The organism is Ideonella alba (assembly GCF_018069875.1).
Lineage (GTDB): Bacteria > Pseudomonadota > Gammaproteobacteria > Burkholderiales > Burkholderiaceae_C > Ideonella > Ideonella alba.
This window is the reverse complement of the sequence record NZ_JAGQDF010000004.1, coordinates 1-23,707: the sequence shown is the minus strand read 5'-3', so window position 1 is coordinate 23,707 and position 23,707 is coordinate 1. Positions and strand designations below refer to the sequence as shown.

The window sequence follows — 23,707 nt, the reverse complement described above, 5'->3', positions numbered from 1 at the left end:
GATTGCGGCATGACGCCCCCACTGCCGTGTCTGCGCATCGAGCCCCTGGGCCGGGAACTGCCCGTGGCGCCACGGCAGTCGCTGCTGGAGGCGGCGCAGGCCGCGGGCCTGTGGCTGCCGCGCTCCTGCCGCAACGGCACCTGCCGCGCCTGCCTGTGCCGGCTGCGTGCCGGGGCGGTGAGCTACCGCGTGGAATGGCCCGGCCTGAGCGCCGAGGAACGCGCCGAGGGCTGGGTGCTGCCCTGCGTGGCCGAGCCGCAGGGCGACGTGGTGATCGAGCAGCCGAAGGCGCTAGTGTGCTGTCCCGCAGATCACTGCCCTATGGACGGGTCGAAACGGGGATGAGCCGTAGGCGCACGACCGGGCAGATACCGGGTGGTATCTGCCCGGTTGGGCAACGCCCGGATCGCCCCGTGTCGACCCGCCCCGCAGGGGTTCGCTCAGATGGCGCCCTCGCGCGCCCGCCGCAACGTGCGCATACCGCCAGGTATGGGCCCGTTGCGGCGAACGCACGATCATCACCATCTGAACGAATCCATAGGGCAGTGATCTGCGGGACAGCACACTAGATCAGCGCATCAGCGCCAGCTCCTCGTCGGGCGACGCGGCCTCGGCCAGCTGAGCCAGCAGCCAGTCGGGCTTGATGCGCAACCGGGCCAGCAGCTCGGCGCAGCGGCCCTGCACCACCTCGGCGGGGTCCAGACCCCGCTCGACGGCGTCGGCCAGGGCCTCGGCCAGGTGCAGCACCGTGCCCAGGCCGGTGTAGGGCTGGGCCTGCAGCGGCGTGGCGCTGGCCTGGAAGGCGGCCACCAGGGTGTCGGGGAACTGCCAGCGGCGGGCCAGCTCGGCGGTGACGTCGGCGTGGCTGCACTGCCAGCGCGCCTGTTCGGCGGCAAAGCGGCCGCCGGGCGTGGCCAGCGACTGCTCCACCTCGGCCACGCCGGCCTTGTCGATCTGCGCCATCAGCAGCTGGCCGGTGCGCAGCATCAGGCCGCCCAGGTAGGCGGTGTCGGCGTCCAGCAGCGCGCCGCGGCTGAGCAGCACGGCGTGCTGGGCGCTGGTCATCGCGTGGCGCCAGAAGCGGTCGGGGTCCAGGCCCGCGGCGCGCGGAAAGGCGCCGCTCAGGCTGGTGGCCAGCGAGAGGTTGCGCAGCATCGTCATGCCCAGCGAGGCGGCGGCCTCGCGCAGGCTGCTGACGCTGCGCAGCGGGCTGTAGCGGGCCGAGTTGGCCAGGCGCAGCACCTTGGCCGACAGGGCAGGGTCCTGGCCGATCAGCTCGGCCAGCTCGCCCAGGCCGACGCGGTCGTCGTTGAAGCTCTTCACCAGCTGCGCGGCCACGCCAGGCATGTTGGGCAGCACCAGGTTGAACGGGAAGAAGCGGCGGGCGGCTTGAGCGGACATGGGCGGGCCTGGGCGGGGTGGGCGGATCAGGGGCAGTCTAGGTAAGCCGCGCCCGACCGATGCCCGGAAATGTCAGGCCGGGGCGGCGTTCATCGGCGGCTGGGCGGGGGCGGGGTATCCTCCCGGCCATGTATGAGAGCTTCTTCGGGCTCAGGCAGGCGCCGTTCACGATCGCCCCCGATCCGCGCTACCTGTTCCTCAGCGAACGCCACCGCGAGGCCCTGGCCCACCTGCTCTATGGCCTGGAGGGCGGCGGCGGCTTCGTGCTGCTGTCCGGCGAGATCGGCGCCGGCAAGACCACGCTGTGCCGGGCCTTCCTGGAGCAGGTGCCAGCGCACACCCACGTGGCCTATGTGTTCAACCCCAAGCTCGACGCGGTGGAGCTGCTGCAGACCATCTGCGGCGAGTTCGGCGTGCCGGTGCCGGCCGGACCGGGCCACGAGGCGCCGACGATCAAGGACCACATCGACGCGCTGAACGCCTTCCTGCTGCGCGTGCATGCCGAGGGTGGCCACAGCGTGCTGATCATCGACGAGGCCCAGAACCTCTCGGCCGACGTGCTGGAACAGCTGCGCCTGCTGACCAACCTGGAGACCGCCGAGCGCAAGCTGCTGCAGATCATCCTGATCGGCCAGCCCGAGCTGCGCGGCATGGTGGCGCGGCCCGAGCTGGAGCAGCTGGCGCAACGGGTGATCGCGCGCTACCACCTGGGCTCGCTGGACGAGGCCGACACCGCGCGCTACCTGGCGCACCGGCTGTCGGTGGCCGGGCTGCAGGGCGAGCTGCCCTTTGACGTGCGCGCCGTGCAGCGCCTGCATGCGCTCAGCGGCGGCGTGCCGCGCAAGATCAACCTGCTGGCCGACCGCGCGCTGCTGGGCGCCTACGCGGCCGGCCGGGCCAAGGTCGATGCGCTGCTGGTCGAGCGCGCCGCGCGCGAGGTGTTCGACAGCGCCGCACCCGCTGCACCCGACAGCGCCAGCCGCCGGCGACGCTCGCGCCGCCGCTCACGCAGCGAGTGGGCGGTGTGGGGCCTGGCGGTCGGCGTGGCCGTGCTGCTGGGCGGCAGCGTCGGCTGGTGGCTGGGCCACCAGGGCGACGCACCGCGCGCCGCTGCGGTGGCGGGCAGTGCGCCGGTGGCTGCTGCGGCCCCGTTGGCGCGGGCGTCGGCCCCGGTGGCCGCGGTACCGGTGACGGTGTCACCGGCGGCATCTGTCGCCGACGCCAGCCCCGAGGCCTTTGCCCTGCCCGACGAGCGCAGCGCCTGGCGCCAGCTGGCCGCCGCCTGGAACGTGCAGCTGGGCGAGGCTGACCCCTGCGCCGACCTGCAGCGCAACACGCGCCTGCTGTGCCTGCGCGCCAACCTGCCCTGGAACCAGGTGCGCCCGCTGGACCGCCCGGGCTGGCTGCTGTGGCGCGACCCCCAGGGCCAGGAGCGGCCGCTGCTGCTGGTCGGCCTGGACGAGCGCGTGGCACTGCTGTCGCGCGACGGCCGGCTGCAGGCCGTGCCGCTGGAGCGCCTGGCGCGCGATTGGCGCGGCGTCTTCGCCACGCTGTGGCGGCCGCCGGATGGCTACAGCGGCGCGCTCACCGCCGGCCGCTCGGGCCCGGCGGTGGACGCGCTGGCGCAGGGCCTGGCGCGCTGGGCCGGCCAGCCGCTGCCGGAGCCCGGCGCCACGCTGGATGCCGCGCTGCTGGCGCGCCTGCAGGCCTTCCAGCGCGCCCAGGGCCTGGTCGACGACGGTGTCGCCGGCCCGGCCACCTTCATGCTGCTGAACCGGGTCACCGGCGTGGCCGAACCCCGGCTGCGGCGCCCCGACGCTGCGGCCCGCTGAGCCCCGAGGAGCCCCCGATGTCCATCATCCTCGATGCCCTCCGCCGCGCCGACGCCGAGCGCGAACGCAGCCGCGGCGCCGTGCCCGGCTTGCACGACCAGGTCGATCTGCCGACCCCGGTGAGCGCCGCGGTGGACGAGCCTGCGGTGGCGGGCGAACGGCGCCCGCCCTGGGTGCTGATCGCGGTGCTCAGCGTGCTGCTGCTGACCGCCGTGGCCTGGTGGCTGCGCACCAGCCAGCGCCCCCCGGCACCCGTCCCAGTGGCAGTGGCCGAGCCGGCTGTGGTCGCGCCCGTGGCCGTGCCGCCAGCGACGTTGCCAGCGCCCCCGTCAGTCGCGGTGGCGCCGCCCCCCGCCGCGCCGACCATTGCCGCCGCGCCGCCACCCGCCGCGCAGCAAGCAACGTCGCCGGTCACGCCGGTGCCTGGTACGGCGCCCGCGCCGAAGCCGCCCGAGCCCCGCGCGGGCGCCGGCCTGAAGATGTCCGAGGAATCGGCGCCGCCCCCGCCCAGCCGGCCGGTGCTGCGCTACCAGGACCTGCCGGGATCCACCCGCGCCGAACTGCCCACGCTGAAGATGGGCGGCGCCATGGTCTCCGACAGCCCCGGCGGCAGCGTGCTGGTCATCAACGACCAGCTGATGCGCGAGGGCGACAGCGTGGTGCCCGGCCTGCTGCTCGAGCGCATCGGTCCCCGCAGCGCCCGGCTGCGCTGGAAGGACCAGCGCTTCGAGATGCCGTATTGAAGCCCCCGGCCTGCGGGGTACCGCAGGCCACCCCCCGAGGGGGGCGCTGGCCGCTCCGGAGCGGCCGAGCGCTGGCCAGCGCAGGGCGCGCCTGGCCTCCGGGCTATTGGATGCCACCCCCTCCCGAAGGGCTGCGCTGGCCGGCGGGGCGCAATTCGGCCGTTGGCGCTCAGCGCTCGAACTTGAACACCGCCACGCTGGCCATCAGGTTCGGCCACTGGCGCACCACCTCGCCCGACTGCAGGCCGAAGCTGTCCAGGATGTCCAGGCCGTTCTTGCGCGCCAGCACCTCGAAGTCGGCGTAGGTGCCCACGCGGATGTTGGGCGTGTCGTACCACTCGTAGGGCAGGGCCTTGGTGACCGGCATGCGGCCGCGCAGCACGGCCAGGCGGTTGGGCCAGTGGGCGAAGTTGGGGAAGCTGACGATGCCCATGCGGCCCACGCGCGCGGTCTCGCGCAGCATGTGCTCGGCATTGCGCAGGTGCTGCAGGGTTTCCAGTTGCAGCACCACGTCGAAGCTGCGGTCCTCGAACAGCTGCAGGCCCTCTTCCAGGTTCAGCTGGATGACGTTGACGCCGCGCTGCGCGCAGGCCAGCAGATTGGCGTCGTCCAGCTCCACGCCGTAGCCGCTGCAGCCGCGGTGCTGCTGCAGGTAGGCCAGCAGCTCGCCGGTGCCGCAGCCCAGGTCCAGCACACGGCTGCCCTCGGGCACCAGCTGCGCGATGACCTGCAGGTTCTTGTGCTCCGTGCTCATCTCAGAAGCCCCCTTCGGTCGCGATCCGCGCGAAGTAGGCGCGCATCACGCCGTGGTAGCGCGGGTCTTCCAGCAGGAAGGCGTCGTGGCCGTGCGGCGCGGCGATCTCGGCATAGCTGGCGTCGATGCGGTTGTCCACCAGCGCCTTGACGATCTCGCGCGAGCGCGCCGCCGAGAAGCGCCAGTCGGTGGTGAAACTCACCACCAGGAACTTGTTCTGCCGCGCCGCGGCAAAGGCCTTGCTCAGGTTGCCGCCATGCGCGGCCGCCGGGTCGAAGTAGTCCAGCGCGCGGGTGATCAGCAGGTAGGTGTTGGCGTCGAAGTACTCGCTGAATTTCTCGCCCTGGTGGCGCAGGTAGCTCTCGATCTGGAACTCGATGTCCTGGGTGCTGTAGCCCAGCTCGGCGCTGCGCAGCGCGCGGCCGAACTTCTCCTCCATCGAGTCGTCGCTGAGGTAGGTGATGTGGCCGATCATGCGCGCCACGCGCAGGCCGCGCTTGGGCACCACGCCGTGCTCGTAGAAGTGGCCGCCGTGGAAATCGGGGTCGGTGACGATGGCCCGGCGCGCCACCTCGTTGAAGGCGATGTTCTGCGCGCTCAGGTTGGGCGCGGTGGCCACCGCCACGCAGTGGCGCAGGCGTTCGGGGTAGCGCAGCGTCCAGGCCAGGGCCTGCATGCCGCCCAGGCTGCCGCCCAGCACCGCGGCCAGCTGGGTGATGCCCAGGCGCTCGATCAGCAGCGCCTGCGCGTCCACCCAGTCCTCCACCGTCACCACCGGGAAGTCGGCGCCGTAGGGCTTGCCGGTGTCGGGGTTCAGGTGCATCGGGCCGGTCGAGCCGAAGCACGAGCCCGGGTTGTTGACGCCGATGACGAAGAAGCGGTCGGTGTCCAGCGGCTTGCCGGGGCCCACCAGGTTGTCCCACCAGCCCTCGCTGCGCGGCGTGTCGGCGTACTCGCCGGCCACGTGGTGCGAGGCGTTGAGTGCATGGCACACCAGCACCGCATTGCTCTTGTCGGCGTTGAGCGTGCCGTAGGTCTCGTAGACCAGCGTGTAGTCGCGCAGCGTGGCGCCGCTGCGCAGCGGCAGCGCATCGGCAAAGTGCATGCGCTGCGGCGAAACGTATCCGACGGAAGCCATGGCTTCGGTCCCCCAGAAAACAACAAACCCGGTGCCGCTTCAGAAACGGACACCGGGTGCGCCGGGGTCCCTCTTTAGCAGCATTTGTAGAGCGCCCGCAATCCGGAACAAATCGGCGCTGATGCCCGGAGTCTAGCAGCCTTCGGCTTGATCGGCGGGGTGGCCGCGGGCGCGGGCCTGGGCCATCATCAGCGTCTGGTCTGAGGAGCACATGATGAGGATCGCCACAGCGATGTGTGCGTTGGCCGCCGCCCTGGTCGCCTGCAGCGAACGCCCCGCCAGCGGCTGGGCCGGCTATGTCGAGGGCGAGTACGTGCATGTGGCCGCGCCGGTGGCCGGCACGCTGCAGGCGCTGGACGTGCAGGCCGGCCAGAACGTGGCCGCCGGCGCGCCGCTGTTCCGCCTGGACGCCCAGCCCGCCACCGACGCTGCCGCCGAAGCCGAGGCCCGCCGCCGCGCCGCCCAGGCCCAGGCCGCCAACACCACCAGCGGCCGCCGCGCCGACGAGATCGCCGTCACCCAGGCCCAGCTGGCGCAGGCGCGCAGTGCCGCCGAGCGCGCCGCGGCCGAGTGGCAGCGCCAGCAGGCGCTGCAGCGCGAGGGCTTTGTTTCGCCGCAGCGGGTGGACGACGCCCGCGCCGCCGAGCGCCAGGCGCGCGATCGGGTGGCCGAGCTGGAAGCCGCGCTGCGCGTGGCCCGCCTGCCGGCGCGGGGCGAGGAACAGGCCGCCGCCCGCGCCAGCGCCGACGCCGCATCCGCCGCGCTGGCCCAGGTGCGCTGGCGCGAGAGCCAGGCGGCGCAGCGCGCACCGGTGGCCGGCCTGGTGGCCGAGACCTACTACCGCGCCGGCGAGTACGTGGCCGCCGGCCAGCCGGTGCTGTCGCTGCTGGCGCCCGGCGCCCGCGTGGCGCGCTTCTGGGTGGCCGAGACCGAGCGCGGCGCACTGGCCCCGGGCCAGGCGGTGCAGTTGCGCTGCGACGGCTGCGGCGCGGCCATCGCCGCCACCATCAGCCGCATCGCCACCGCGCCCGAGTACACGCCGCCGGTCATCTACTCCAACGGCCAGCGCCAGCGCCTGGTATTCATGGTCGAGGCGCGCGCCACCAGCGCATCCGATGCCGCACGCCTGCCGCCGGGCCAGCCGATCGAGGTGACGCGGTGAGCGACACCGCCGCAGCGCCGGCGATCGACAGCCGTGCCGGGCTGGCGATCGACGTGCGCGGCCTGGTCAAGCGCTACGGCGGCCGCGCGGTGGTGGACCACGTCTCGCTGCGCCTGGCGCGCGGCCGCGTGTGCGGCTTCCTGGGTCCCAATGGCAGCGGCAAGACCACCACCATCCGCATGCTCTGCGGCCTGCTCACGCCCGATGAAGGCGAGGGCAGCTGCCTGGGCCTGGACATGCGCCGCGAGGCTGCCGCGATCAAGCGCCAGGTGGGCTACATGACGCAGCGCTTCGGCCTGTACGACGACCTGTCGATCCGCGAGAACCTGGACTTCGTCGCCCGCCTGTTCGAGCTGCCGCAGCGCCGCGTGCAGGTGGATGCGGCGCTGGAGCGCCTGGGCCTGGTCAGCCGCCAGCAGCAGCTGGCCGGCACGCTCTCGGGCGGCTGGAAGCAGCGCCTGGCGCTGGCCGCGGCGCTGCTGCACCGGCCGCGCCTGCTGCTGCTGGACGAGCCCACCGCCGGGGTCGATCCCAAGGCCCGGCGCGAGTTCTGGGACGAGATCCACCGCCTGGCCCATGAGGGCATGACGGTGCTGGTCAGCACCCACTACATGGACGAGGCCGCGCGCTGCGACGAGCTGGTCTACATCGCCTACGGCCAGGTGCTGGCCCAGGGCAGTGCCGCGCAGGTGCTGGCCACCGCCGGCGCCACCGACCTGGAAGACGCCTTCGTGCGCCTGGTGGCGCGGGCCAAGGACAACTTCGCATGAGCACCGGCTTCAGCCTGGCCCGGCTGTGGGCGGTCTTCCTGAAGGAGCTGCAGCAGATGCTGCGCGACAAGCCCACCTTCGCGATGGCGGTGGGCATCCCGGTGCTGCAGCTGGTGCTGTTCGGCTACGCGATCAACACCGACCCCAAGGGCCTGCCCACCGCGGTGGTCTGCCAGGACCGCGGGCCGCTGGGCCGCAGCCTGCTGGCTTCGCTGCAGCACACCGGCTACTTCAAGCTGGTGGCCTCGCCGCTGTCCGAGGCCGAGGGCAGCGCGCTGATCGCCGACGGCCGCGCGCAGTTCCTGGTCGTGGTGCCGCCCGACTTCACCCGCGCCGTGGTGCGCGGCGAGCGCCCCGCCGTGCTGGTGGACGTGGACGCCACCGATCCGTCCGCCGCCGCCAACGCCATCGCCGCGCTGGGCGCGCTGGCGCCCGATGTGCTGCGCCGCGAACTGCAGGGCGCGCTGGCCGTGCGCGCCGGTGGACCACCGCCCTTCGAGCTGCGCGTGCACCGCCGCTACAACCCCGAGGGCCTGTCGCGCGTGAACATCGTGCCGGGCCTGGTGGGCACCATCCTGACGATGACCATGGTCATGCTCACCGCGCTGGCCATGACCCGCGAGCGCGAGCGCGGCACGATGGAGAACCTGCTGGCCACGCCGGTGACGCCGCTGGAGGTGATGATGGGCAAGATCCTGCCCTACGTGGCCATCGGCTATGTGCAGCTGGGCGTGATCCTGCTGGCCGCGCGGCTGCTGTTTGCGGTGCCGATGGAGGGCAGCCTGACGCTGCTGCTGGCGCTGATCGGCGTGTTCATGCTGGCCAACCTGGCGGTGGGCTTCACCTTCTCCACGCTGGCGAAGAACCAGCTGCAGGCGCTGCAGCTGACCTTTTTCTTCTTCCTGCCGTCGATGCTGCTGTCGGGCTTCATGTTCCCCTTCCGCGGCATGCCGGACTGGGCCCAGGTGATCGGCGAGGTGCTGCCGCTGACGCACTTCCTGCGCATCGTGCGCGGCGTGCTGCTCAAGGGCAGCGGCTTTGCGCCGCTGTGGCCCGAGCTGTGGCCGATGCTGCTGTTCGCCGGCGTGGCCGGCGCGGTGGCGCTGGCGCGCTACCGGCGCACGCTGGACTGATCGGCCAAGGCGGCCCGTGCTCAGACCTTGAGCAGCAGCGTCAGGTCGTAGGTCTTGACCAGCCCGTTGTGGCGCACCACCAGTTGGCTGCCCACGCACTGGTTCAGGCCGGCGGTGGCGGTGCCGCTGATCCGGCCGGTGGCAGTGTCGAAGGCCCAGCCGGCCGGGACTGCCGCCGGGCAACCCGGCTGGGCGTGCAGCCGGAAGCTGTAGTCGGTGTAGTCGCTGCCCAGCAGGGAGTTGGCCTGCAGCAGGCCGATGTCGTAGCTGGTGCCCGCCACCAGCGTGGTGGGCTCGTAGGCGATGTCCAGCACGGGCGCCTCCACCTTCAAGGGCTGCCGCGCCGCGGTGGACTGGTAGGTCCGCCCATCGCGGGTGATGGTGATGCGGATCTGGGGCTGGAAGCTGCCGCTCGCTTCGGGCACACCCTGGACGACGCCGGTGGTGGTGTCCATGCTCAGGCCGGCGGGCAGGCCGCCGAGCAGCTCATAGGTCACCGTGTCGCCGGGCCGGGGCGAGTACCGGTCGATCGTGGGCCGGTCACTGAAGCTGTAGGCCCACCGGGCCCGGTTCGCATCCACTTCCCACTGGTAGACGGGTGACATGCCGACCACGCCAAAGCCATACGAGGTCTCGACGAAGCCGCTGTAGCCGCTGACGGTCAGGCGGATCGTGGCGTCGAAGTTGCCCGTCTCGGTGGGGCTGCCCGAGATGACGCAGGTGCTGCTGTTGAGGTTCACCCCCTGCGGCAGACGGCCGGCCGACACCGCGCAGGTGGGCGTGTGGCCTTGCAGGCCGCCGATGTTGGGCGCATCGCTGACCGTCCCCCACAGGTTCGCCACGCTGGGGGTGTAGCTGAAGCTGAGCACGAGGTCATCGACGTTGCTGCCACCGCCGCCACCGCCGCCACAGGCGGTCAGGACACAGGCAGCACTGGCCAGCGCGAATGCCGCGCAGCGCGAAACGATCATTGGAGTCACTCCCTGACTGGTTGATGTGTAACGGGAGTGTAACGGCCGGCGGCGCCGGCTCAGCGTGTCAGGCCCGGCGGTACCAGGCCACGCCGTGCTCGTCGAGTTCGCAGACCGCGTCGCCCAGGCCCATCAGGTGGTTCAGGCAGGCCTGGGCCTCGCCGGTGGCCATGCCCAGCAGCGCAGCCTTGGCCTCGGTGATCTCGCGCGAGAACAGCGCGGGGAAGGTGTCCACCACGCGGCGCGGCTGGGCCAGCCACAGGCGCAGGCGGTTGAGCGCCTCGGCCTGGCCGTCGGCCAGCGCGTCCAGGCGCTGGTGCAGGCCGCGGAAGGGCTCGTTGTGCGAGGGCAGCACCAGCACGTCGTCGGGCACGGCGCGGCGCAGCTTGTCGATCGAGGCCAGCCAGTCGCTCATCGGGTCGGCGTTGGGCTCCATCGGGTAGACCGACACGTTCGACGAGATGCGCGGCAGCACCTGGTCGCCCGACACCAGCAGCTTCAGCCCCGGGCAGTACAGGCAGGCGTGCTCGGGCGAGTGGCCGGCGCCGGTGATCACCTGCCACTCGTGCGCGCCGATGCGCAGCGTCTGGCCATCCTGCAGGCGCAGGAAGCTGTCGGGCAGCGCGTGGATGTGCTGGCCGAAGTTGCCGAAGCGGGCCTGGTAGCTTTCGATCGCGGCGTCGCTCCAGCCGGCGCGGCGGTAGTAGGTGAGCGCGGCGGGCGGGGCTTCGCGGCCGGTGTCGGCCATCACCACGCGGCACATCAGGTACTCCAGCCGCGTCATGTACAGCGGCACGCTGAACTTGCGCGACAGCCAGCCCGCCATGCCCACGTGGTCGGGGTGCATGTGGGTGACGAAGACGCGGGTCATCGGCCGCTGGTCGGGCTGGTGGGCGAACAGCGCGCGCCAGGTGGCGGCCACATCATCGGTGCGGCTGCCGGTGTCGACCACGGCCCAGCCGTCGCCATCGTCCAGCGCGTAGATGTTGATGTGGTCCAGCGCGTAGGGCAGCGGCAGGCGCACCCAGTGCACGCCGGGCGCGACCTCGGTGCCCAGGCCGCGCTCGGGGATGGTGAACGGGTACTCCAGCGACATCCGGCCAGTGTAGCCAGCGCGCTGTGGCGCGTCTGTCCGTGCGGCGACAGGCCCCGGCGGGCTCAGCCGCGCAGGCCGCTCAAGCCGCGCGGTCCAGCGGCGCGCCGTGCTCGGCCAGGCAGCCGTGCAGTTCCTGGCGCATCTCGTCCATGAACTGGTAGCGGCGGCGGTACTGGGCGCGCTTGTGGCTGGGGATCTCGGCCACCTCGCGGCGCGGCGCGGCCACCGGCAGCTCGTAGAAGCCCTGGCCGTCGGGCTGGCCGCCGTAGTCGCGCCAGAAGGCGTCGTAGTCGAAGTGCACCTGCTCGCTGCGCTCGCTGCCGTGGTGGATGTGGCGCTCGCGGCCGCAGGCGCGCAGGCGGCGCGCGCCCACCGCCTCGGCCAGGCACTGCAGCAGGTACAGCAGCAGCGCGGGCGGGCGCAGGCCTTCGGTCAGCTTGGTGATGTGGCGGGTCAGCGGCAGCGGCATCTGGCCCTGCAGCGCGCCGATCACCACCTCCACGCCATGCTCGCAGGGCTGCAGCGAGAAGGTCAGCGCATACAGCTTGGTGCCGAAGGGGTCGTACAGCGCCAGGGTCAGGTCGCCCTCGCGCAGGTGCTGCTGGCGCGCCGCGCCCAGCAGCGCGCGCATCTGGCCCTGGCCGTCGGGCAGGTTGATGCGGCAGGCCAGCAGCGGCTCGCCGCGCGCCAGGCGGCGCGAGAGCTGCGGGCCGAACAGCGTGCGCGCGGCCTGCAGATGGCCCAGCAGCCAGCGCCGGCGCGCCTCGGGGCCCAGGCCCTGGAAGGGGTAGGTGTCGTGCAGCTTGCGCAGCGTCTGCGGCTGCTCGCGCAGCAGTCGCCCCAGGCCCAGCGCGCGCAGCTGGCGCTGCATGTCCAGGTGCGCGTCCAGCGACAGCACGGTCTTGGCCCACAGCCAGTGGTGCGCCAGCGCGCGCGGATGCCGCGGCGGGTAGGCGCCGCGGCACATGGCCGGCAGGCGGCGCAGCTCGTTCAGGGTCAGACGGGTGGGAGAGGACATCGGCGGGTACGGCAGCAGATCCATCGACCCACGCAGGCCCCCGCCCAGGCTGGCGAGCGCCCACGCTGGGCGGGTGCGACGCTAGCCGCGCCCGCCTGACGGCCTGTTACAGAAGGTAAATTTCCCGGGCAGGCCGCCTGGCGTCTTCATCGGCCATGCGTGCAGCGGCTTAAGCGGCCCGCCGCCAGCCGGCCGCGCGGCAACAACTGCTCACCGCTTCAGCGCGAGCAGGCCAGCCGCCGGCCCTGGCCGGCGTTGAGCACCAGGCGGGTGGCGCCGAGCGATTCCACCGCGTAGCGCTCGGTGCCGCTGCCATCGGCCAGCAGCAGCTGGCTGTCGCGCAGCTGGTAGCGGCCGTTGATCGCGCGGCCCTCCATCTGCCCGCCCAGGCGCCCGTCGGCGCCGAACACCAGCGTGATCCCGCGCCCGGTGAGCGGCCCGAAGCACTCCCAGCGGCCCACCAGCGGACTGTCGGTGCCGGTGATGCGGGGCGGCACGGTATCAGTCGATGGTCCGGCCGAGCGCATCGGCGGCAGCGCCGAGCCGCGGCTGCGGTCGGTGGGGCTCATGCGCAGCACCCAGTCCACCGGCACCGCGAAGTTCAGGTTCTGGCCGTCACGCACCTGGAAGGTGACGATGCCCACCAGCAGGCCATCCTCGGTGAACAGCCCGCCGCCGCTGGAGCCCGGCGAGATGGGCGCGCTGGTCTGGATCAGCGTGCCCTCGGGCGTTTCGCGCAGCGAGGACACCAGGCCGTCGCTGAGCGTCAGGTCCAGCCCGCGCGGCGAGCCGATCGCATAGACCTTCTGCCCCACCCGCAGGCTGGCCACCCGGCCGATGGGCGCCGCCGGCGCGTCCAGCCCCGGCACCGACAGCCGGCACAGGTCATGCGTTTCATCGGCCAGCTCCACCGACGCCTCAAAGCCCTGCGCCCCCTGCAGCACCCGCAGCCGCGCCCCGCCGCGCGCCACATGGCAGTTGGTGACCACCGCGCCCGGCCCCAGCACCACGCCGCTGCCCGACACCCCGCCCTGGCCCGACTGCGCATTGATGCGCACCACACTGGCCGAGGCGCGCGCGAACAGCGCCTCCGGGCTGAGCGCCGGCCCCGGCGCCGCGGCGGCCGGTGGCGGCAGCGCAGCGGCCGCGGGTGCCGCGGCGGTCGGCCCCTCCAGCGGCGCTGCAGCAGCAGCCGCCGCGGCAGACGCCCGCGCCGCCGTGCGGCCCTGCCAGTAGCGCCAGCCCGCCATCGCGGCCACCGCGATCAACCCGCCCAGCAGCAGCCAGGTCAGCGGCGACGCCGCCCGGTCAGCGCCCTCCACCGCGCCCGCGCCGGTGTGGCGCTGCATCTCGCGGTGGCGCTGCTCGCGCTGCCGCGCGTCATACGCCGCCCGCCGACCCGGGTGCCCCAGCGTCAGCCAGGCCTCCTTCACCGCCACCCGGCGCACCTCGTCCTGCGCCGCCGCCGCCTGCTGCTCGTAGGCCTGGCGGATCGTGTCGGCGGTAGCGTCGGGCGGGACGCCGAGGAGGGTGTAGAGGGATTTGCTCATGCCGCGGGGGGGGAGGGCTGAGCGGGGATTGTCGCGTGAGGGGGAGGGCGGGTGTGCAGCGGGAGCGGACAGTGAAAGTCGATCGCTGAAAGACGGCTGATGCTCAAGGAGCGGGCCTCTTCCCGAGTCCGCTTTCAGTTCTGCACGCTGCGTCGGGATCAATTAAGGCATGCAGCACTTCTTGTACTTAATTCCACTGCCGCAGTGGCATGGGTCATTCCGTCCGAGCTTCATACGTCGCGCATCCCGCACGAACTTAGGCAAGGCATCACGTACCTGCAGCGGTGCCTTCATGCCGGCCGTCAACCGCTCCATCTCATCTGATGCTTCCCATGGAAAGTCTAGCGTGACACCGAATTGGACGTCGCCAGCTGGGCTGATAGAGATACCGAACCACCGAGGTGCCCGCAGCGCGTATTTCCGTTTCACACAGTGATTCTCTAGGGTGGCGACAGCTTCGACCGAAGGCTTCGGATTGCAGTGGAAGGTGACGCCAGATGGGTCCGTGCTGGACGCTAGCGTGACGTCATGTCGCCTACCATCAGTCTGTGTTTTTCGGGTGATTGTCTCGAGCAGCGAATGGACGTCTCTGCAAGAGTCCTCGGCCATTGACAGCAAGTGGAAGCCAAGCTCAAGGGTTGCAGGGTCGGCCCGAGCTTCAATCTGGCTGATGAGGCCCTCATAGAGGGTTCCGCGCATCTGCGTAAGGATACCGGTCGGGGTGTCGAAGCCCGGCTGGTTGTCCCGTCGAACCATCATTGCTGCGTCCAAATCACGAGCAATCGAGTCATCGAGCATAACGAGGTCGTGCTCCTCATCGAGCCATAGGTTCTGCTGCAGGTGGTAGCCAAGTACGGTCAACTCGTGCCCACTCATCAGCTTGTCGGTGACGTCGACGCGCAACTTGATATAGCTAAGCAATCTCAGCGGGCTCGCCAACATCTCCGTCAGCGTGTCCAGTAGGAACACATCCATCACAAAGGGTGGTCGGATGACATCGGTAGTCGCGAACTTCAGCGACTGCTTGACCTGAAACGCCAACGCTGGGTAATGGTCCGACACGAGGCTAACCAGGAATACCTCCTTGACGCTCTCCGGCAATGCGACCTCATTTCCTCCGTCATTGACCAACCGACATCCGCCCGACAGCATCTCGTTCGCGCACAACCATCCCTGGTCGTACGAGTCTTGGATAGCCGCGGCGAAGTCGGCTTTTAGTTGCTTATCGTTCCCCTTGCGGGCGGCGACCGTGAGCTTCTTCGCTTTCGCCTGCACGATGATGAGCCGGTCTCCATAGATGACCAGAACATCCGCCTCTCCCACGACATCCTTGCCACGAAACAGATTTACATTCGTGTGGACATGATGGCGCCCAAAGACTCCAGACAAACGTCGCGCCGCGAACTGCTCAGTAAAGGCCCCACGATGCTTAGCGGCTATCGATCGGTAGGCCTTGTCTTCCCACATCCAGAAGAACGGGGATTCATACAGAGCTTCTAGTACGGCGTAGTGCGAGAACAAGAGCACAGTTCCGCGACCGGTTGGAAGCAGCGGCCAAGCGGCAACCTCATTGAAGTCACCGGCCTCTTTGAACCCGGCGTTGTCCCCTGAGTAAGTGAACGCGCGGAAGAAGGCATCCACCACCTCCTTGGCGACGCCACTATGGAAAGTCACTTCTTCTTGGGAGAACTCAAACGCGGGTAGCCACGTTGCTGGGGGTACCTTGGCTGCCCGTGACTCCACGAGCAGCCTTGTCAACTTCAGGTCCATCAGGATGCAAAAGGTCTTTGCGACGGTTCGGGCCTGACCGCTGGTAAAGCCCTTGTTCTTTAGCATCCATTCGTCATCGGCACCGTACTTTTCAGGCACCAAGTCGCGGTATTGAAACGCGTAGGCCGATTCGGTGCCATAGAAGATGGGTTCACGCATTCCGGGGCCGAGCCAAGGGTTCGGCATGGCATCGCCAGACGTGGCTGCATCAAACAGCGCCGAGAACGTGGGGTACGACATGGCGTTATGCAGCTCTTTCATCAAGGCATCGGTGCGCTTGACGTAGCCCTGTATCACCTCGGGCCGCTGTAGAGCGACGTCAAGTGGCTTCTTTGCCATCAAACCGATGACCGTCGACAGCTCCGTGCGAATGAGGCGCTCTCTGCTGAAGAGCAAATCCATGTCCGACGGCTTCAGCTCTCCCTGGATGTGAATGACGTTGTCACGGAAACAGAGTTTTGCGACCGCGTGAGCAAATCCTGGTGATGCAGCTAACGCTTCAAGTTCTTCAAGAATCTGGATCTCTTCCCTAGGCTTATTCATGACTTCCTCTGGTTTGGTCCGCTGAAGTTCTCAAGGCCCATCACGGTGAGCTTCTATTGTCTGCTCCACGGCTGCACAAACTTGCGGTTTGAATTACCGCTCTAGGACAAAGCGGTCAATCGATGGAGCCACGGCGAGGGCCAGCAACCAGTCTGAAGCCGCCAACCAAAAGCAATTGATCACCCCCCCCCCGGCCCTCACCGCCCCGCCGCCCAGAACACCATCTCCCCATACTCCCACGCCCACGGCAACCCGGTGTCGCCCAGGACGGCCTGGACGAGCGCCGGAAACGCCGGTTCGGCCCGCACGTCGTTGGCCAGGATGACCACACAGCGCCGGCCCGTCTCCAGACACACCCAGATGTTGGCGGTGCTGTCGTTGTGCCCGCCCTTGAAGAAGCCGGGCCCCTGCGGGCCGTTGAAGGTGATGACGCCCAGGCCGGCGGCCAGGTGGCGGAATGGGGGTGGATCCAGTGTGGGTTGCAGTGACGGAAACTGGCTGCGGGTGGTGATGGGCAGTTATGGCCGGACCAGTTCGGCACGCGCTGCCGGGCTCAGGCCGTCGCCGCGGATGTAGCTGGCGACCAGACGCCCCATGTCGGCGATGCTGGTGTCCATCGAGCCTGAGGCGCGCACGCGGCTGCGTTCGTCGTGGGCTTGGGACTGGCCGTCCTGCGTGAACCCGTCGGCCAGGTTGGGTCGGAAGTCGGGGCGCCAGGTCATGCTGGTGCGGGTCAGGCCGTGGGGTGCGAACAGGCGGCGCTGCATCTCGGCGCCCACGTCCAGCCCCAGGCCGCGCTCCAGCACGAACTGCAGCAGGATCAGCCCGTCGCCCGAGTAGGCGTAGCGGCTGCCGGGGTCGAAGTGGATGCGCAGTTGCTGGTCGGGCTCCAGAAAATAGAAGTTGGCAAAGCCGCCGCTGTGGGTGAGCAGCATGCGGGCGGTGAGCCGGCGCCAGCGCTCGTCCTGGGCCAGCCCGGCGAACGCGGAGTAGCGCCGCACCACGTCGGGCGAGGCATAGCTGGGCAAGGGCTGGGGCAGGTAGCGCGCCAGCGGCACGTCCAGGTCCAGCCGGCCTTCGTCGACCAGCTGCATCACCAGGTGGCCGAAGACGGCCTTGGTCAGCGACGCGCCGTACATCACCGTGTCGGTCTGCAGCGGCGCGCCGTGGGCGTTGCGCACGCCATAGGCCTGGGTGAACACCACCTGGCCGCGGTCCACCACCGCCAGCGCCAGGCCGCGGGCGCCGGTGGCGGCCATGGCCTGGCGCACTGTGTCGTCGATGTGCCGCAGGTCCACTTCTGCCGTGGGCGGCGTGGGGGGCCGGTGGCCGCAGCCCAGCAGGGCGCTGCCCAGCAGCAGGGCGGCCGCCCGGCGCATCCAGGTCCATCGGGTCGGGGCGGTCATGGCGTGGGCAGGCCCGGTGTGGCACTGGCAGAGGCGACACGCTTGATCGTAGCCCGCGTTGGCGTCTGGCGGGGGCGGTCGTCGCGGTGGGCTGTGGCCGGGGGAACCCTGGGGTGGCCGGCGCGGAGCGGGCGGCCGGACTGTGAACTCCTGCGCACTCCGCGTGCCCCCGCCGCATCACCCCAGTGCAGCTTCCCCGTCGGTCCCGGTAACATCATGTTTCATCCATGGAGGGGTTGGCATGTCCTGGGAGTCGTTGTCCGGCCCAGGTGCCGGCGACGCAGAGGGACACCCCGCAGGGCCGGGCCGCTATACGCGTGCCTTGCGCCGGGCGGGCTGGGACCCGGGGCCGGGCTTGTCCGAACGAGAGGCACTGCTGGATGCGCTGTTGAAAGACGTCGCGCAGGCCTTCGATCGCCTGCAGGAACGCCACGCCCAGGATGCCCACCACATTGAAGGCCTGCTGATCGGCGACGAGGACAGCCCGGTGCCCGGCCAGCTGGCCGACCTGGCCGGGGCCACGCGGCGCATTGCGCAGCTGCTGCGCACCCAGGCGCGCGAGACGGCGCAGCTGCTGGTCACGCTGCGCCGCGGGGCCGGCGCGGCCGATGAGCTGGCGGCGCTGGCCGAAGGCCTGCGGGCCGGTCACGGCGCGCTGCCGGAGGCGGGGCGCGAATGAGCGGCGCCCAGGTCGTGTGGCTGGTCACGGCGCTGCAGCTGCTGCTGTTCGCGGCGGTGTGGCAGGTGGCCGCGGGCAATGCCACGGGCCGGCGCCTGGCGCTGCGTGAGCTGGCCCGTTTCGACGCCGTGCTGGCGCTGGCGTTGCTGCTGATCGCCGGGCGCGGGCCACTGCCCTACTGGCTGACCCACGCGCTGGCCGACATGCTGGTGCTGGGGGCGATGCTGCTGCTGTGGCGCGGCACCCAGCAGGCGCTGCGCCTGCCACCGATGGCCTCGCCGCTGCCGCTGGTGGCCATGGCGCTGGGCGCCATCGCGGTGCTGGGGCTGGACGCCGAGTCCGCCCCCTGGCGCGGCGCGGTGCTGCTGCTGGTGATGGCCTGGATGGTGGGGCGCTTGTCGCTGGCCTGCCTGCGGCCGGTGTCGACCAGCCTGGGCCCGGCGGCCGGCCGGGCCATCTGGGCCCTGGCCAGCGGTCTGGCGGCCCTGATGCTGGCGCGGGCGGTGGGCGGCCTGTGGCTGGACTGGCCGATGGAGGCCCACCTGGGCGACGCGTCCACGCTGGCGCTGGGCCTGCTGAGCACGGCGGTGCTGACGCTGCTGAACGCGCTGCTGGCCTCGCTGCTGCTGCGGGGCACGCTGGGCCGGCTGCGCAGCCAGGCGCAGATCGACGGCCTGACCGGCCTGGTCAACGACCAGGGCCTGGCGCGCGCGCTGGCCCAGGCCTGGAGCCGCTGGTCGCGTGAGCACCGGCGCTTTGCGGTGCTGACGCTGGTGATCGAGCCGCTGCCGGCGCTGCGCGCGCAAAGCGGCCCCGCGGTGGCCGACGATGTGCTGCGCCGCGCCGCCGCGGTGGTCTCCCATGAGTTGCGCCAGACCGATGTGCTGGCGCGTGGCGCCGATGGGGCGCTGGTGGCGGTGCTGGACGGCCAGCTCAGCACGACCGATCTGGACGTGGTGGTGCGGCGGCTGCAGGAATCGGTGGAAGCCATGCGCCTGCTGCCGCTGCTGCCGGCGCTGCGCCTGCACCTGCGGGTGGGCAGTGCCCTGGTGGCGCCGGGCGACAGCCAGGCCCAGACCGTCACCGAGCGGGCACTCGAGGCCCTGCGCGGCAGCCCGGCCGGGGCTGTGGTTCAATCGGTCGCATGTTGATCGCCACTGCCATCGCCTGCTGATGCTGGCCTTCCTGCTGCGCCGCCTGGGGCAGTCGGTCGCGGTGCTGCTCACCGTGGCCGCCTTGGCCTTTGCGCTGTTCCAGTACGTGGGCGACCCGGTGGCCTTTCTGGTGGGCCAGGACGCCAGCCCCGAGAAGGTGGCCCAGGTGCGCGCCGAGCTGGGCCTGGACCAGCCGATGCCGGTGCAGTTCCAGCGCTTCGTGGCCAATGCGGTGCAGGGCGAGTTCGGCATGAGCCTGCGCCTGGGGCGCCAGGTCAAGGACGTCATCGCCCAGGCCTTTCCGGCCACGATGGAGCTGGCCGTGCTGGCCGCGCTGATCGCGCTGGTGGTGGGCATTCCGCTGGGCGTGTACACCGCGCTGCGGCGCGACGGCTGGCTGTCGCAGGGGCTGATGGCGGTGTCGCTGGTGGGTGTGTCGCTGCCCAACTTCCTGATCGGCATCGTGCTGATCCTGGTGTTCGCGGTGCTGCTGGGCTGGCTGCCCAGCTTCGGCCGCGGCGACGTGGTGATGATCGGCCGCTGGTCCACCGGCCTGGCCACGGCCGATGGCTGGCGCCACATCCTGCTGCCCGCCATCACCCTGGCCACCTACCCGCTGACCCTGGTGATGCGCCTGGTGCGCGCCGAGATGCTGGAAGTGCTGCGCGCCGACTACATCCGCTTCGCCCGCGCCCGCGGCCTGACCGACCGCGCCATCCACTTCGGCCACGCGCTGAAGAACACGCTGGTGCCGGTGATCACCGTGGTGGGCCTGCAGCTGGGCAGCCTGATCGCCTTTGCGGTGATCACCGAAACCGTGTTCCAGTGGCCCGGCATGGGCCTGATGTTCCTGGACGCGGTGAACTTTGCCGACATCCCGGTGATGGCCGCCTACCTGTGCCTGGTGGCGCTGATCTTCGTGGTCATCAACCTGGTGGTCGACTTGCTGTACGTGGTGGTCGATCCGCGCCTGCGCGTGGGCCGGGAGCACTGAATGTTGGCCTGGTGGCAGTCTGACCTGATGCTGAGCCTGCGCCGCTCGCCGGTGGCGCTGGTGTCGGCGCTGGTGGCGCTGGCCTGCCTGGTGATGGCGGTGTTTGCCGAGTGGCTGGCGCCGACCAACCCGTTCGACCTGAACGCGCTGGAGCTGGCCAATGCGCGGCTGCCGCCATCCTGGTCCGAGGGCGGGCAGCCCGGCTTCCTGCTGGGCACCGATGAACAAGGGCGCGACATCCTCTCGGCGCTGATGTACGGCGCGCGCATCTCGCTGGTGGTGGCGGGCGTGTCGGTGCTGGCGTCGGCGCTGATCGGCATCGCGCTGGGCCTGCTGGCGGGCTACCGCGGCGGCTGGGTGGATGCGCTGCTGATGCGCCTGTGCGACGTGATGCTGAGCTTCCCGGCCTTCCTGCTGGCGCTGATGCTGGCGGGTGTGGCGCATGCGCTGTTCCCGCAGGCCTCGCTGCTGGTGACCTTTGGCGTGCTGATCGTGTCGATCACGCTGGCCGGCTGGGTGCCGTATGCACGCACGGTGCGCGGCCAGGCCATGGTCGAGCGCCACAAGGAATACGTGCTGGCCGCGCGCGTCACCGGCGTGCCGGGCCACCGCATCATGTGGCGGCATGTGCTGCCCAACGTGATGCAGCCGGTCTTCGTGCTGGCCACGCTGCAGGTGGCGCAGGCCATCATCATCGAGGCCACGCTGTCCTTCCTGGGCGTGGGCGTGCCGCCCACCTCGCCCTCGCTGGGCACGCTGGTGCGCATCGGCAACAACTACCTGCTGTCGGGCGAGTGGTGGATCACGCTGTTCCCGGGCCTGATGCTGGTGGCGATCTCGCTGAGCATCAACCTGCTGGGCGACTGGCTGCGCGACGCGCTGAACCCGAGGCTGCACTGATGGCGCTGCTCGAGGTTCATGATCTGGTGGTGGAGTTCCCGCAGCGGCGCGGCGGCGTGCTGCGCGCGCTCGATGGTGTGAGCTTCCACATCGACCCCGGCGAGGTGCTGGGCGTGGTGGGCGAATCGGGCGCTGGCAAGTCGCTCACCGGCGCGGCCATCATCGGCCTGCTGGAGCCGCCGGGGCGCATCGCCAGCGGCGAGATCCGGCTGGGCGGCGAGCGCATCGACACCCTGCGCGGCGAGGCCCAGCGCCGCCTGCGCGGCCGCCACATCGGCGCGATCTTCCAGGACCCGCTGACCTCGCTGAACCCGCTCTACACCGTGGGCCGGCAGCTGACCGAGACCATCCGCACCCACCTGCCACTCGACGCCGCGGCGGCGCGCGAGCGCGCCATCCAGCTGCTGCGCGACACCGGCATCCCGGCGCCCGAGCAGCGCATTGACCATTACCCGCACCAGTTCAGTGGCGGCATGCGCCAGCGGGTGGTGATCGCGCTGGCGCTGGCGGCCGAGCCGCGGCTGATCGTGGCCGACGAGCCCACCACCGCGCTGGATGTGTCGATCCAGGCGCAGATCATCGGCCTGCTCAAGCGCGTCTGCCGCGAGCATGGCGCGGCGGTGATGCTGGTCACCCACGACATGGGCGTGATCGCCGAGACCTGCGACCGTGTGGCCGTGATGTACGCCGGCCGCGTGGCCGAGATCGGCCCGGTGGCCGACGTGATCCACCGCGGCGCGCACCCGTACACGCAGGGCCTGGTGGCGTCGATCCCGGCCCTGGACGGCGAGCGCGAGCGCCTGGCGCAGATCGACGGCAGCATGCCGCGGCTGGGCGCCATTCCCAGCGGTTGCGCCTTCCACCCGCGCTGCCCGCGCGCGGTGGACCGCTGCCGCGCCGAGCGGCCGGGGCTGATGCCGGCCGGCGCCACGCAGGCCGCCTGCTGGCTGGCGGTGGAGGGCCGGACATGAGCGACGCGCTGGTGCAGGTGCAGGATCTGTCGCGGCGCTTTGATGTCTCGGCGCCCTGGCTGACGCGCGTGATCGAGCGCCGGCCGCGCCAGTGGCTGCAGGCGGTGGACGGCGTCAGCTTCGAGATCGAACGCGGCCGCACGCTGGCCCTGGTGGGCGAGTCGGGCTGTGGCAAGAGCACCGTGGCGCGGGTGCTGGTGGGCCTGTACGAACCCAGCGGCGGACAGGTGCTGTTCGACGGCCGCGATGCCCATGCGGTGTACGCCTCGGCCGACGCGCTGGCGCTGCGCCGGCGCGTGCAGATGATCTTCCAGGACCCGTACGCCAGCCTGAACCCGCGCTGGCGCGTGGGCGACATCGTCGGCGAGCCGCTGCGCGAGCATGGCCTGGCGCCCGATGCCGCAGCGCGCGAGGGCCGGGTGGCCGAGCTGCTGCAGTCGGTGGGCCTGTCGGCGGCCGATGGCGCCAAGTTCCCGCACCAGTTCTCGGGCGGGCAGCGCCAGCGGGTGTCGATCGCGCGGGCGCTGGCCACCGCGCCCGAGTTCCTGGTCTGCGACGAGCCCACCTCGGCGCTGGATGTGAGCGTGCAGGCCCAGGTGCTGAACCTGATGAAGGACCTGCAGCGCGAGCGCGGCCTGACCTACCTGTTCATCTCGCACAACCTGGCGGTGGTGCGCCACGTCAGCGACGAGGTGGGCGTGATGTACCTGGGCCGGCTGGTCGAGCGCGCGCCCACGCGGCGGCTGTTTGCCATGCCACGCCACCCGTACACGCGCATGCTGCTCGATGCGATCCCCTCGCTGGCGGCGCCGGGTCGCGCGCGCACGCCGGTGCAGGGCGATGTGCCCAACCCGCTGCAACCGCCCACCGGCTGCGGTTTCCACCCGCGCTGTCCGCTGGCCAATGCCCGCTGCCGCGCCGAGCGGCCGGCGCTGCGCGCGCTGGACGAGGGCGGCGTGGTGGCCTGCCACGCGGTCGAGGAGGGCCGCGCGTGAGCCGCACCGCCGGCCTGCGCCAGGTGGCCTGGCCGCTGGCCCTGGCGGTGCTGGCGGGCTGCTCGTCGCCGCCCAAGTCGCCCTCGGGCGGCGCCGCGCCGCCGCGGCCGGTGCCCCAGGGACCGCCCGGCCGCGATGGGCCGCCGCCGCCGGGCTCGCCCGACCCGATGGCCCTGCCGGATGCCGAGCCGCGCGTCGAGCCGATCCGCCAGGGCGGCCCGAACAAGCCCTACGAGGTGGCCGGCACCACCTACGTGCCGCAGACCGGCGACGCGCCGATGGTGGAAACCGGCCTGGCCAGCTGGTACGGCCGCGCCTTCCATGGCCGACGCACCGCCAGCGGCGAGACCTACAACATGCACGCGATGACCGCGGCGCACAAGACCATGCCCATCCCCAGCTATGCCCGGGTGCGCAACCCGGCCAATGGCCGGGAGGTGATCGTGCGCATCAACGACCGCGGGCCCTTTGCCAAGGGCCGCATCATCGACCTGTCCTGGGCCGCGGCGGTCAAGCTGGACGTGCAGCACGGCGTGCGGCCGGTCGAGGTGGAGCGCATCACCTTCGAGGAGATCCGCGCCGGCCTGGTGCGTCCGCGCGGCGCACCTGCCGAGACCGCGCTGGCCGCGGCGCCGCCGCCGCCCCCGCCGTACCTCACCACGCTGGCGCCGGAGTTCTCGCGCAGCCACCTGCAGTCGCTGATCGAGCGGGGGCTGGTGCGGGTCGC

The 23,707-nt window shown here is 71.3% G+C and carries 22 protein-coding genes and 1 pseudogene; 13 read left to right on the top strand and 10 right to left on the bottom strand.

The genetic code is table 11. From position 1 onward, the window contains the following. The first annotated feature begins 9 nt into the window (after nucleotides 1–9). Entirely contained in the window at nucleotides 10–345 is a 336-nt protein-coding gene (locus tag KAK07_RS07475; RefSeq protein WP_210859954.1) for a 2Fe-2S iron-sulfur cluster-binding protein, read from the top strand. A 225-nt stretch (nucleotides 346–570) separates the two neighbouring features. Here the strand turns inward: KAK07_RS07475 and KAK07_RS07470 are convergent, their stop codons facing one another. Beyond that, nucleotides 571–1,401, bottom strand: coding sequence for an HDOD domain-containing protein (locus KAK07_RS07470; protein WP_210859952.1), 831 nt, complete (start codon nucleotides 1,399–1,401; stop codon nucleotides 571–573). Between the two features lie 128 nt (nucleotides 1,402–1,529). On the opposite strand from KAK07_RS07470, the gene KAK07_RS07465 reads away from it, so the two are divergent. Together KAK07_RS07465 and KAK07_RS07460 are read left to right on the top strand one after the other, a co-directional pair. Next, complete coding sequence (locus tag KAK07_RS07465; protein WP_210859950.1) at nucleotides 1,530–3,233, top strand: ExeA family protein; 1,704 nt, start codon at nucleotides 1,530–1,532, stop codon at nucleotides 3,231–3,233. Between the two features lie 17 nt (nucleotides 3,234–3,250). Next, nucleotides 3,251–3,976, top strand: coding sequence for a general secretion pathway protein GspB (locus KAK07_RS07460; protein WP_210859948.1), 726 nt, complete (start codon nucleotides 3,251–3,253; stop codon nucleotides 3,974–3,976). Nucleotides 3,977–4,145: 169 nt separating this feature from the next. On the opposite strand, the gene metW is transcribed toward KAK07_RS07460, so the two are convergent. Together metW and metX are read right to left on the bottom strand one after the other, a co-directional pair. Further along, nucleotides 4,146–4,730 carry a methionine biosynthesis protein MetW gene (metW, locus tag KAK07_RS07455; RefSeq protein WP_210852519.1) on the bottom strand — a complete coding sequence of 195 codons (585 nt, stop codon included), beginning with the start codon at nucleotides 4,728–4,730 and terminating at the stop codon, nucleotides 4,146–4,148. A 1-nt stretch (nucleotide 4,731) separates the two neighbouring features. Continuing rightward, nucleotides 4,732–5,868, bottom strand: a complete 1,137-nt coding sequence (metX, locus tag KAK07_RS07450; protein ID WP_210859946.1) for a homoserine O-succinyltransferase MetX — start codon at nucleotides 5,866–5,868, stop codon at nucleotides 4,732–4,734. A 214-nt stretch (nucleotides 5,869–6,082) separates the two neighbouring features. On the opposite strand from metX, the gene KAK07_RS07445 reads away from it, so the two are divergent. The 3 genes and pseudogenes from KAK07_RS07445 to KAK07_RS07435 all read left to right on the top strand — a co-directional run bounded on the left by KAK07_RS07445 (nucleotide 6,083) and on the right by KAK07_RS07435 (nucleotide 8,933). After that, nucleotides 6,083–7,030 carry an HlyD family secretion protein gene (locus tag KAK07_RS07445; protein ID WP_247664282.1) on the top strand — a complete coding sequence of 316 codons (948 nt, stop codon included), beginning with the start codon at nucleotides 6,083–6,085 and terminating at the stop codon, nucleotides 7,028–7,030. Next, a pseudogene (locus KAK07_RS07440) lies at nucleotides 7,027–7,731 on the top strand (ABC transporter ATP-binding protein); the annotation flags it as partial. The gene KAK07_RS07445 and the pseudogene KAK07_RS07440, both read left to right, overlap by 4 nt. A 65-nt stretch (nucleotides 7,732–7,796) precedes the next feature. Then, nucleotides 7,797–8,933 (top strand): ABC transporter permease, encoded by a 1,137-nt coding sequence (locus tag KAK07_RS07435; protein ID WP_210859942.1) that lies wholly within the window; start codon nucleotides 7,797–7,799, stop codon nucleotides 8,931–8,933. A gap of 20 nt (nucleotides 8,934–8,953) precedes the next feature. Here KAK07_RS07435 and KAK07_RS07430 read toward each other — a convergent pair whose 3' ends face one another. The 7 genes from KAK07_RS07430 to KAK07_RS07405 form a co-directional block, all read right to left on the bottom strand. Continuing rightward, on the bottom strand, nucleotides 8,954–9,904 hold the full coding sequence (locus KAK07_RS07430; RefSeq protein ID WP_210852511.1) for an Ig domain-containing protein: 951 nt from the start codon (nucleotides 9,902–9,904) through the stop codon (nucleotides 8,954–8,956). 67 nt (nucleotides 9,905–9,971) lie between these two features. Next, nucleotides 9,972–11,000, bottom strand: coding sequence for an MBL fold metallo-hydrolase (locus tag KAK07_RS07425; protein ID WP_210859940.1), 1,029 nt, complete (start codon nucleotides 10,998–11,000; stop codon nucleotides 9,972–9,974). 79 nt (nucleotides 11,001–11,079) lie between these two features. Beyond that, a complete protein-coding gene (locus tag KAK07_RS07420; protein WP_210859938.1) occupies nucleotides 11,080–12,042 on the bottom strand; it encodes a DUF535 family protein in 963 nt (320 codons plus the stop codon). A 194-nt stretch (nucleotides 12,043–12,236) separates the two neighbouring features. After that, nucleotides 12,237–13,568: a S1C family serine protease gene (locus KAK07_RS07415; RefSeq protein ID WP_210852505.1), complete on the bottom strand. Its 1,332-nt coding sequence runs from the start codon at nucleotides 13,566–13,568 to the stop codon at nucleotides 12,237–12,239. A gap of 162 nt (nucleotides 13,569–13,730) precedes the next feature. Then, on the bottom strand, nucleotides 13,731–15,881 hold the full coding sequence (locus KAK07_RS25160; RefSeq protein ID WP_247660967.1) for an SEC-C metal-binding domain-containing protein: 2,151 nt from the start codon (nucleotides 15,879–15,881) through the stop codon (nucleotides 13,731–13,733). A gap of 197 nt (nucleotides 15,882–16,078) precedes the next feature. Beyond that, entirely contained in the window at nucleotides 16,079–16,210 is a 132-nt protein-coding gene (locus KAK07_RS25595) for a hypothetical protein (RefSeq protein ID WP_256441060.1), read from the bottom strand. Nucleotides 16,211–16,399: 189 nt separating this feature from the next. After that, the gene (locus KAK07_RS07405) at nucleotides 16,400–17,287 is read right to left on the bottom strand and encodes a serine hydrolase domain-containing protein (protein ID WP_210852503.1); all 888 of its coding nucleotides are present in this window, start codon (nucleotides 17,285–17,287) and stop codon (nucleotides 16,400–16,402) included. Between the two features lie 355 nt (nucleotides 17,288–17,642). On the opposite strand from KAK07_RS07405, the gene KAK07_RS07400 reads away from it, so the two are divergent. The 7 genes from KAK07_RS07400 to KAK07_RS07370 form a co-directional block, all read left to right on the top strand. Beyond that, nucleotides 17,643–17,966 carry a hypothetical protein gene (locus KAK07_RS07400; RefSeq protein WP_210852501.1) on the top strand — a complete coding sequence of 108 codons (324 nt, stop codon included), beginning with the start codon at nucleotides 17,643–17,645 and terminating at the stop codon, nucleotides 17,964–17,966. Further along, the gene (locus tag KAK07_RS07395) at nucleotides 17,963–19,117 is read left to right on the top strand and encodes a GGDEF domain-containing protein (protein WP_210852499.1); all 1,155 of its coding nucleotides are present in this window, start codon (nucleotides 17,963–17,965) and stop codon (nucleotides 19,115–19,117) included. The genes KAK07_RS07400 and KAK07_RS07395 overlap by 4 nt, the downstream gene beginning before the upstream one ends. A gap of 22 nt (nucleotides 19,118–19,139) precedes the next feature. After that, the gene (locus KAK07_RS07390; RefSeq protein ID WP_210852497.1) at nucleotides 19,140–20,114 is read left to right on the top strand and encodes an ABC transporter permease; all 975 of its coding nucleotides are present in this window, start codon (nucleotides 19,140–19,142) and stop codon (nucleotides 20,112–20,114) included. Next, complete coding sequence (locus tag KAK07_RS07385; RefSeq protein ID WP_210852495.1) at nucleotides 20,115–21,014, top strand: ABC transporter permease; 900 nt, start codon at nucleotides 20,115–20,117, stop codon at nucleotides 21,012–21,014. Beyond that, the gene (locus KAK07_RS07380) at nucleotides 21,014–21,985 is read left to right on the top strand and encodes an ABC transporter ATP-binding protein (RefSeq protein WP_210852493.1); all 972 of its coding nucleotides are present in this window, start codon (nucleotides 21,014–21,016) and stop codon (nucleotides 21,983–21,985) included. Before KAK07_RS07385 ends, KAK07_RS07380 begins: the two co-directional genes overlap by 1 nt. Then, a complete protein-coding gene (locus KAK07_RS07375) occupies nucleotides 21,982–22,980 on the top strand; it encodes an ABC transporter ATP-binding protein (protein ID WP_210852491.1) in 999 nt (332 codons plus the stop codon). The genes KAK07_RS07380 and KAK07_RS07375 overlap by 4 nt, the downstream gene beginning before the upstream one ends. Further along, the coding region (locus KAK07_RS07370) for a septal ring lytic transglycosylase RlpA family protein (protein ID WP_210859935.1) at nucleotides 22,977–23,707 on the top strand (731 nt) is incomplete at its 3' end. The genes KAK07_RS07375 and KAK07_RS07370, both read left to right, overlap by 4 nt.

Excerpts from the sequence above, each read along its gene's own strand:
- KAK07_RS25160 (WP_247660967.1), bottom strand. The coding sequence starts at position 15,881 with ATGAATAAGCCTAGGGAAGAGATCCAGATTCTTGAAGAACTTGAAGCG.
- KAK07_RS07435 (WP_210859942.1), top strand. The coding sequence starts at position 7,797 with ATGAGCACCGGCTTCAGCCTGGCCCGGCTGTGGGCGGTCTTCCTGAAG.
- KAK07_RS07385 (WP_210852495.1), top strand. The coding sequence starts at position 20,115 with ATGTTGGCCTGGTGGCAGTCTGACCTGATGCTGAGCCTGCGCCGCTCG.
- KAK07_RS07415 (WP_210852505.1), bottom strand. The coding sequence starts at position 13,568 with ATGAGCAAATCCCTCTACACCCTCCTCGGCGTCCCGCCCGACGCTACC.
- KAK07_RS07390 (WP_210852497.1), top strand. The coding sequence starts at position 19,140 with ATGCTGGCCTTCCTGCTGCGCCGCCTGGGGCAGTCGGTCGCGGTGCTG.
- KAK07_RS07475 (WP_210859954.1), top strand. The coding sequence starts at position 10 with ATGACGCCCCCACTGCCGTGTCTGCGCATCGAGCCCCTGGGCCGGGAA.
- KAK07_RS07430 (WP_210852511.1), bottom strand. The coding sequence starts at position 9,904 with ATGATCGTTTCGCGCTGCGCGGCATTCGCGCTGGCCAGTGCTGCCTGT.
- metX (WP_210859946.1), bottom strand. The coding sequence starts at position 5,868 with ATGGCTTCCGTCGGATACGTTTCGCCGCAGCGCATGCACTTTGCCGAT.
- KAK07_RS07395 (WP_210852499.1), top strand. The coding sequence starts at position 17,963 with ATGAGCGGCGCCCAGGTCGTGTGGCTGGTCACGGCGCTGCAGCTGCTG.
- KAK07_RS07445 (WP_247664282.1), top strand. The coding sequence starts at position 6,083 with ATGAGGATCGCCACAGCGATGTGTGCGTTGGCCGCCGCCCTGGTCGCC.
- metW (WP_210852519.1), bottom strand. The coding sequence starts at position 4,730 with ATGAGCACGGAGCACAAGAACCTGCAGGTCATCGCGCAGCTGGTGCCC.
- KAK07_RS07460 (WP_210859948.1), top strand. The coding sequence starts at position 3,251 with ATGTCCATCATCCTCGATGCCCTCCGCCGCGCCGACGCCGAGCGCGAA.
- KAK07_RS07470 (WP_210859952.1), bottom strand. The coding sequence starts at position 1,401 with ATGTCCGCTCAAGCCGCCCGCCGCTTCTTCCCGTTCAACCTGGTGCTG.
- KAK07_RS07425 (WP_210859940.1), bottom strand. The coding sequence starts at position 11,000 with ATGTCGCTGGAGTACCCGTTCACCATCCCCGAGCGCGGCCTGGGCACC.
- KAK07_RS07420 (WP_210859938.1), bottom strand. The coding sequence starts at position 12,042 with ATGGATCTGCTGCCGTACCCGCCGATGTCCTCTCCCACCCGTCTGACC.
- KAK07_RS07380 (WP_210852493.1), top strand. The coding sequence starts at position 21,014 with ATGGCGCTGCTCGAGGTTCATGATCTGGTGGTGGAGTTCCCGCAGCGG.
- KAK07_RS07405 (WP_210852503.1), bottom strand. The coding sequence starts at position 17,287 with ATGACCGCCCCGACCCGATGGACCTGGATGCGCCGGGCGGCCGCCCTG.
- KAK07_RS07465 (WP_210859950.1), top strand. The coding sequence starts at position 1,530 with ATGTATGAGAGCTTCTTCGGGCTCAGGCAGGCGCCGTTCACGATCGCC.
- KAK07_RS07375 (WP_210852491.1), top strand. The coding sequence starts at position 21,982 with ATGAGCGACGCGCTGGTGCAGGTGCAGGATCTGTCGCGGCGCTTTGAT.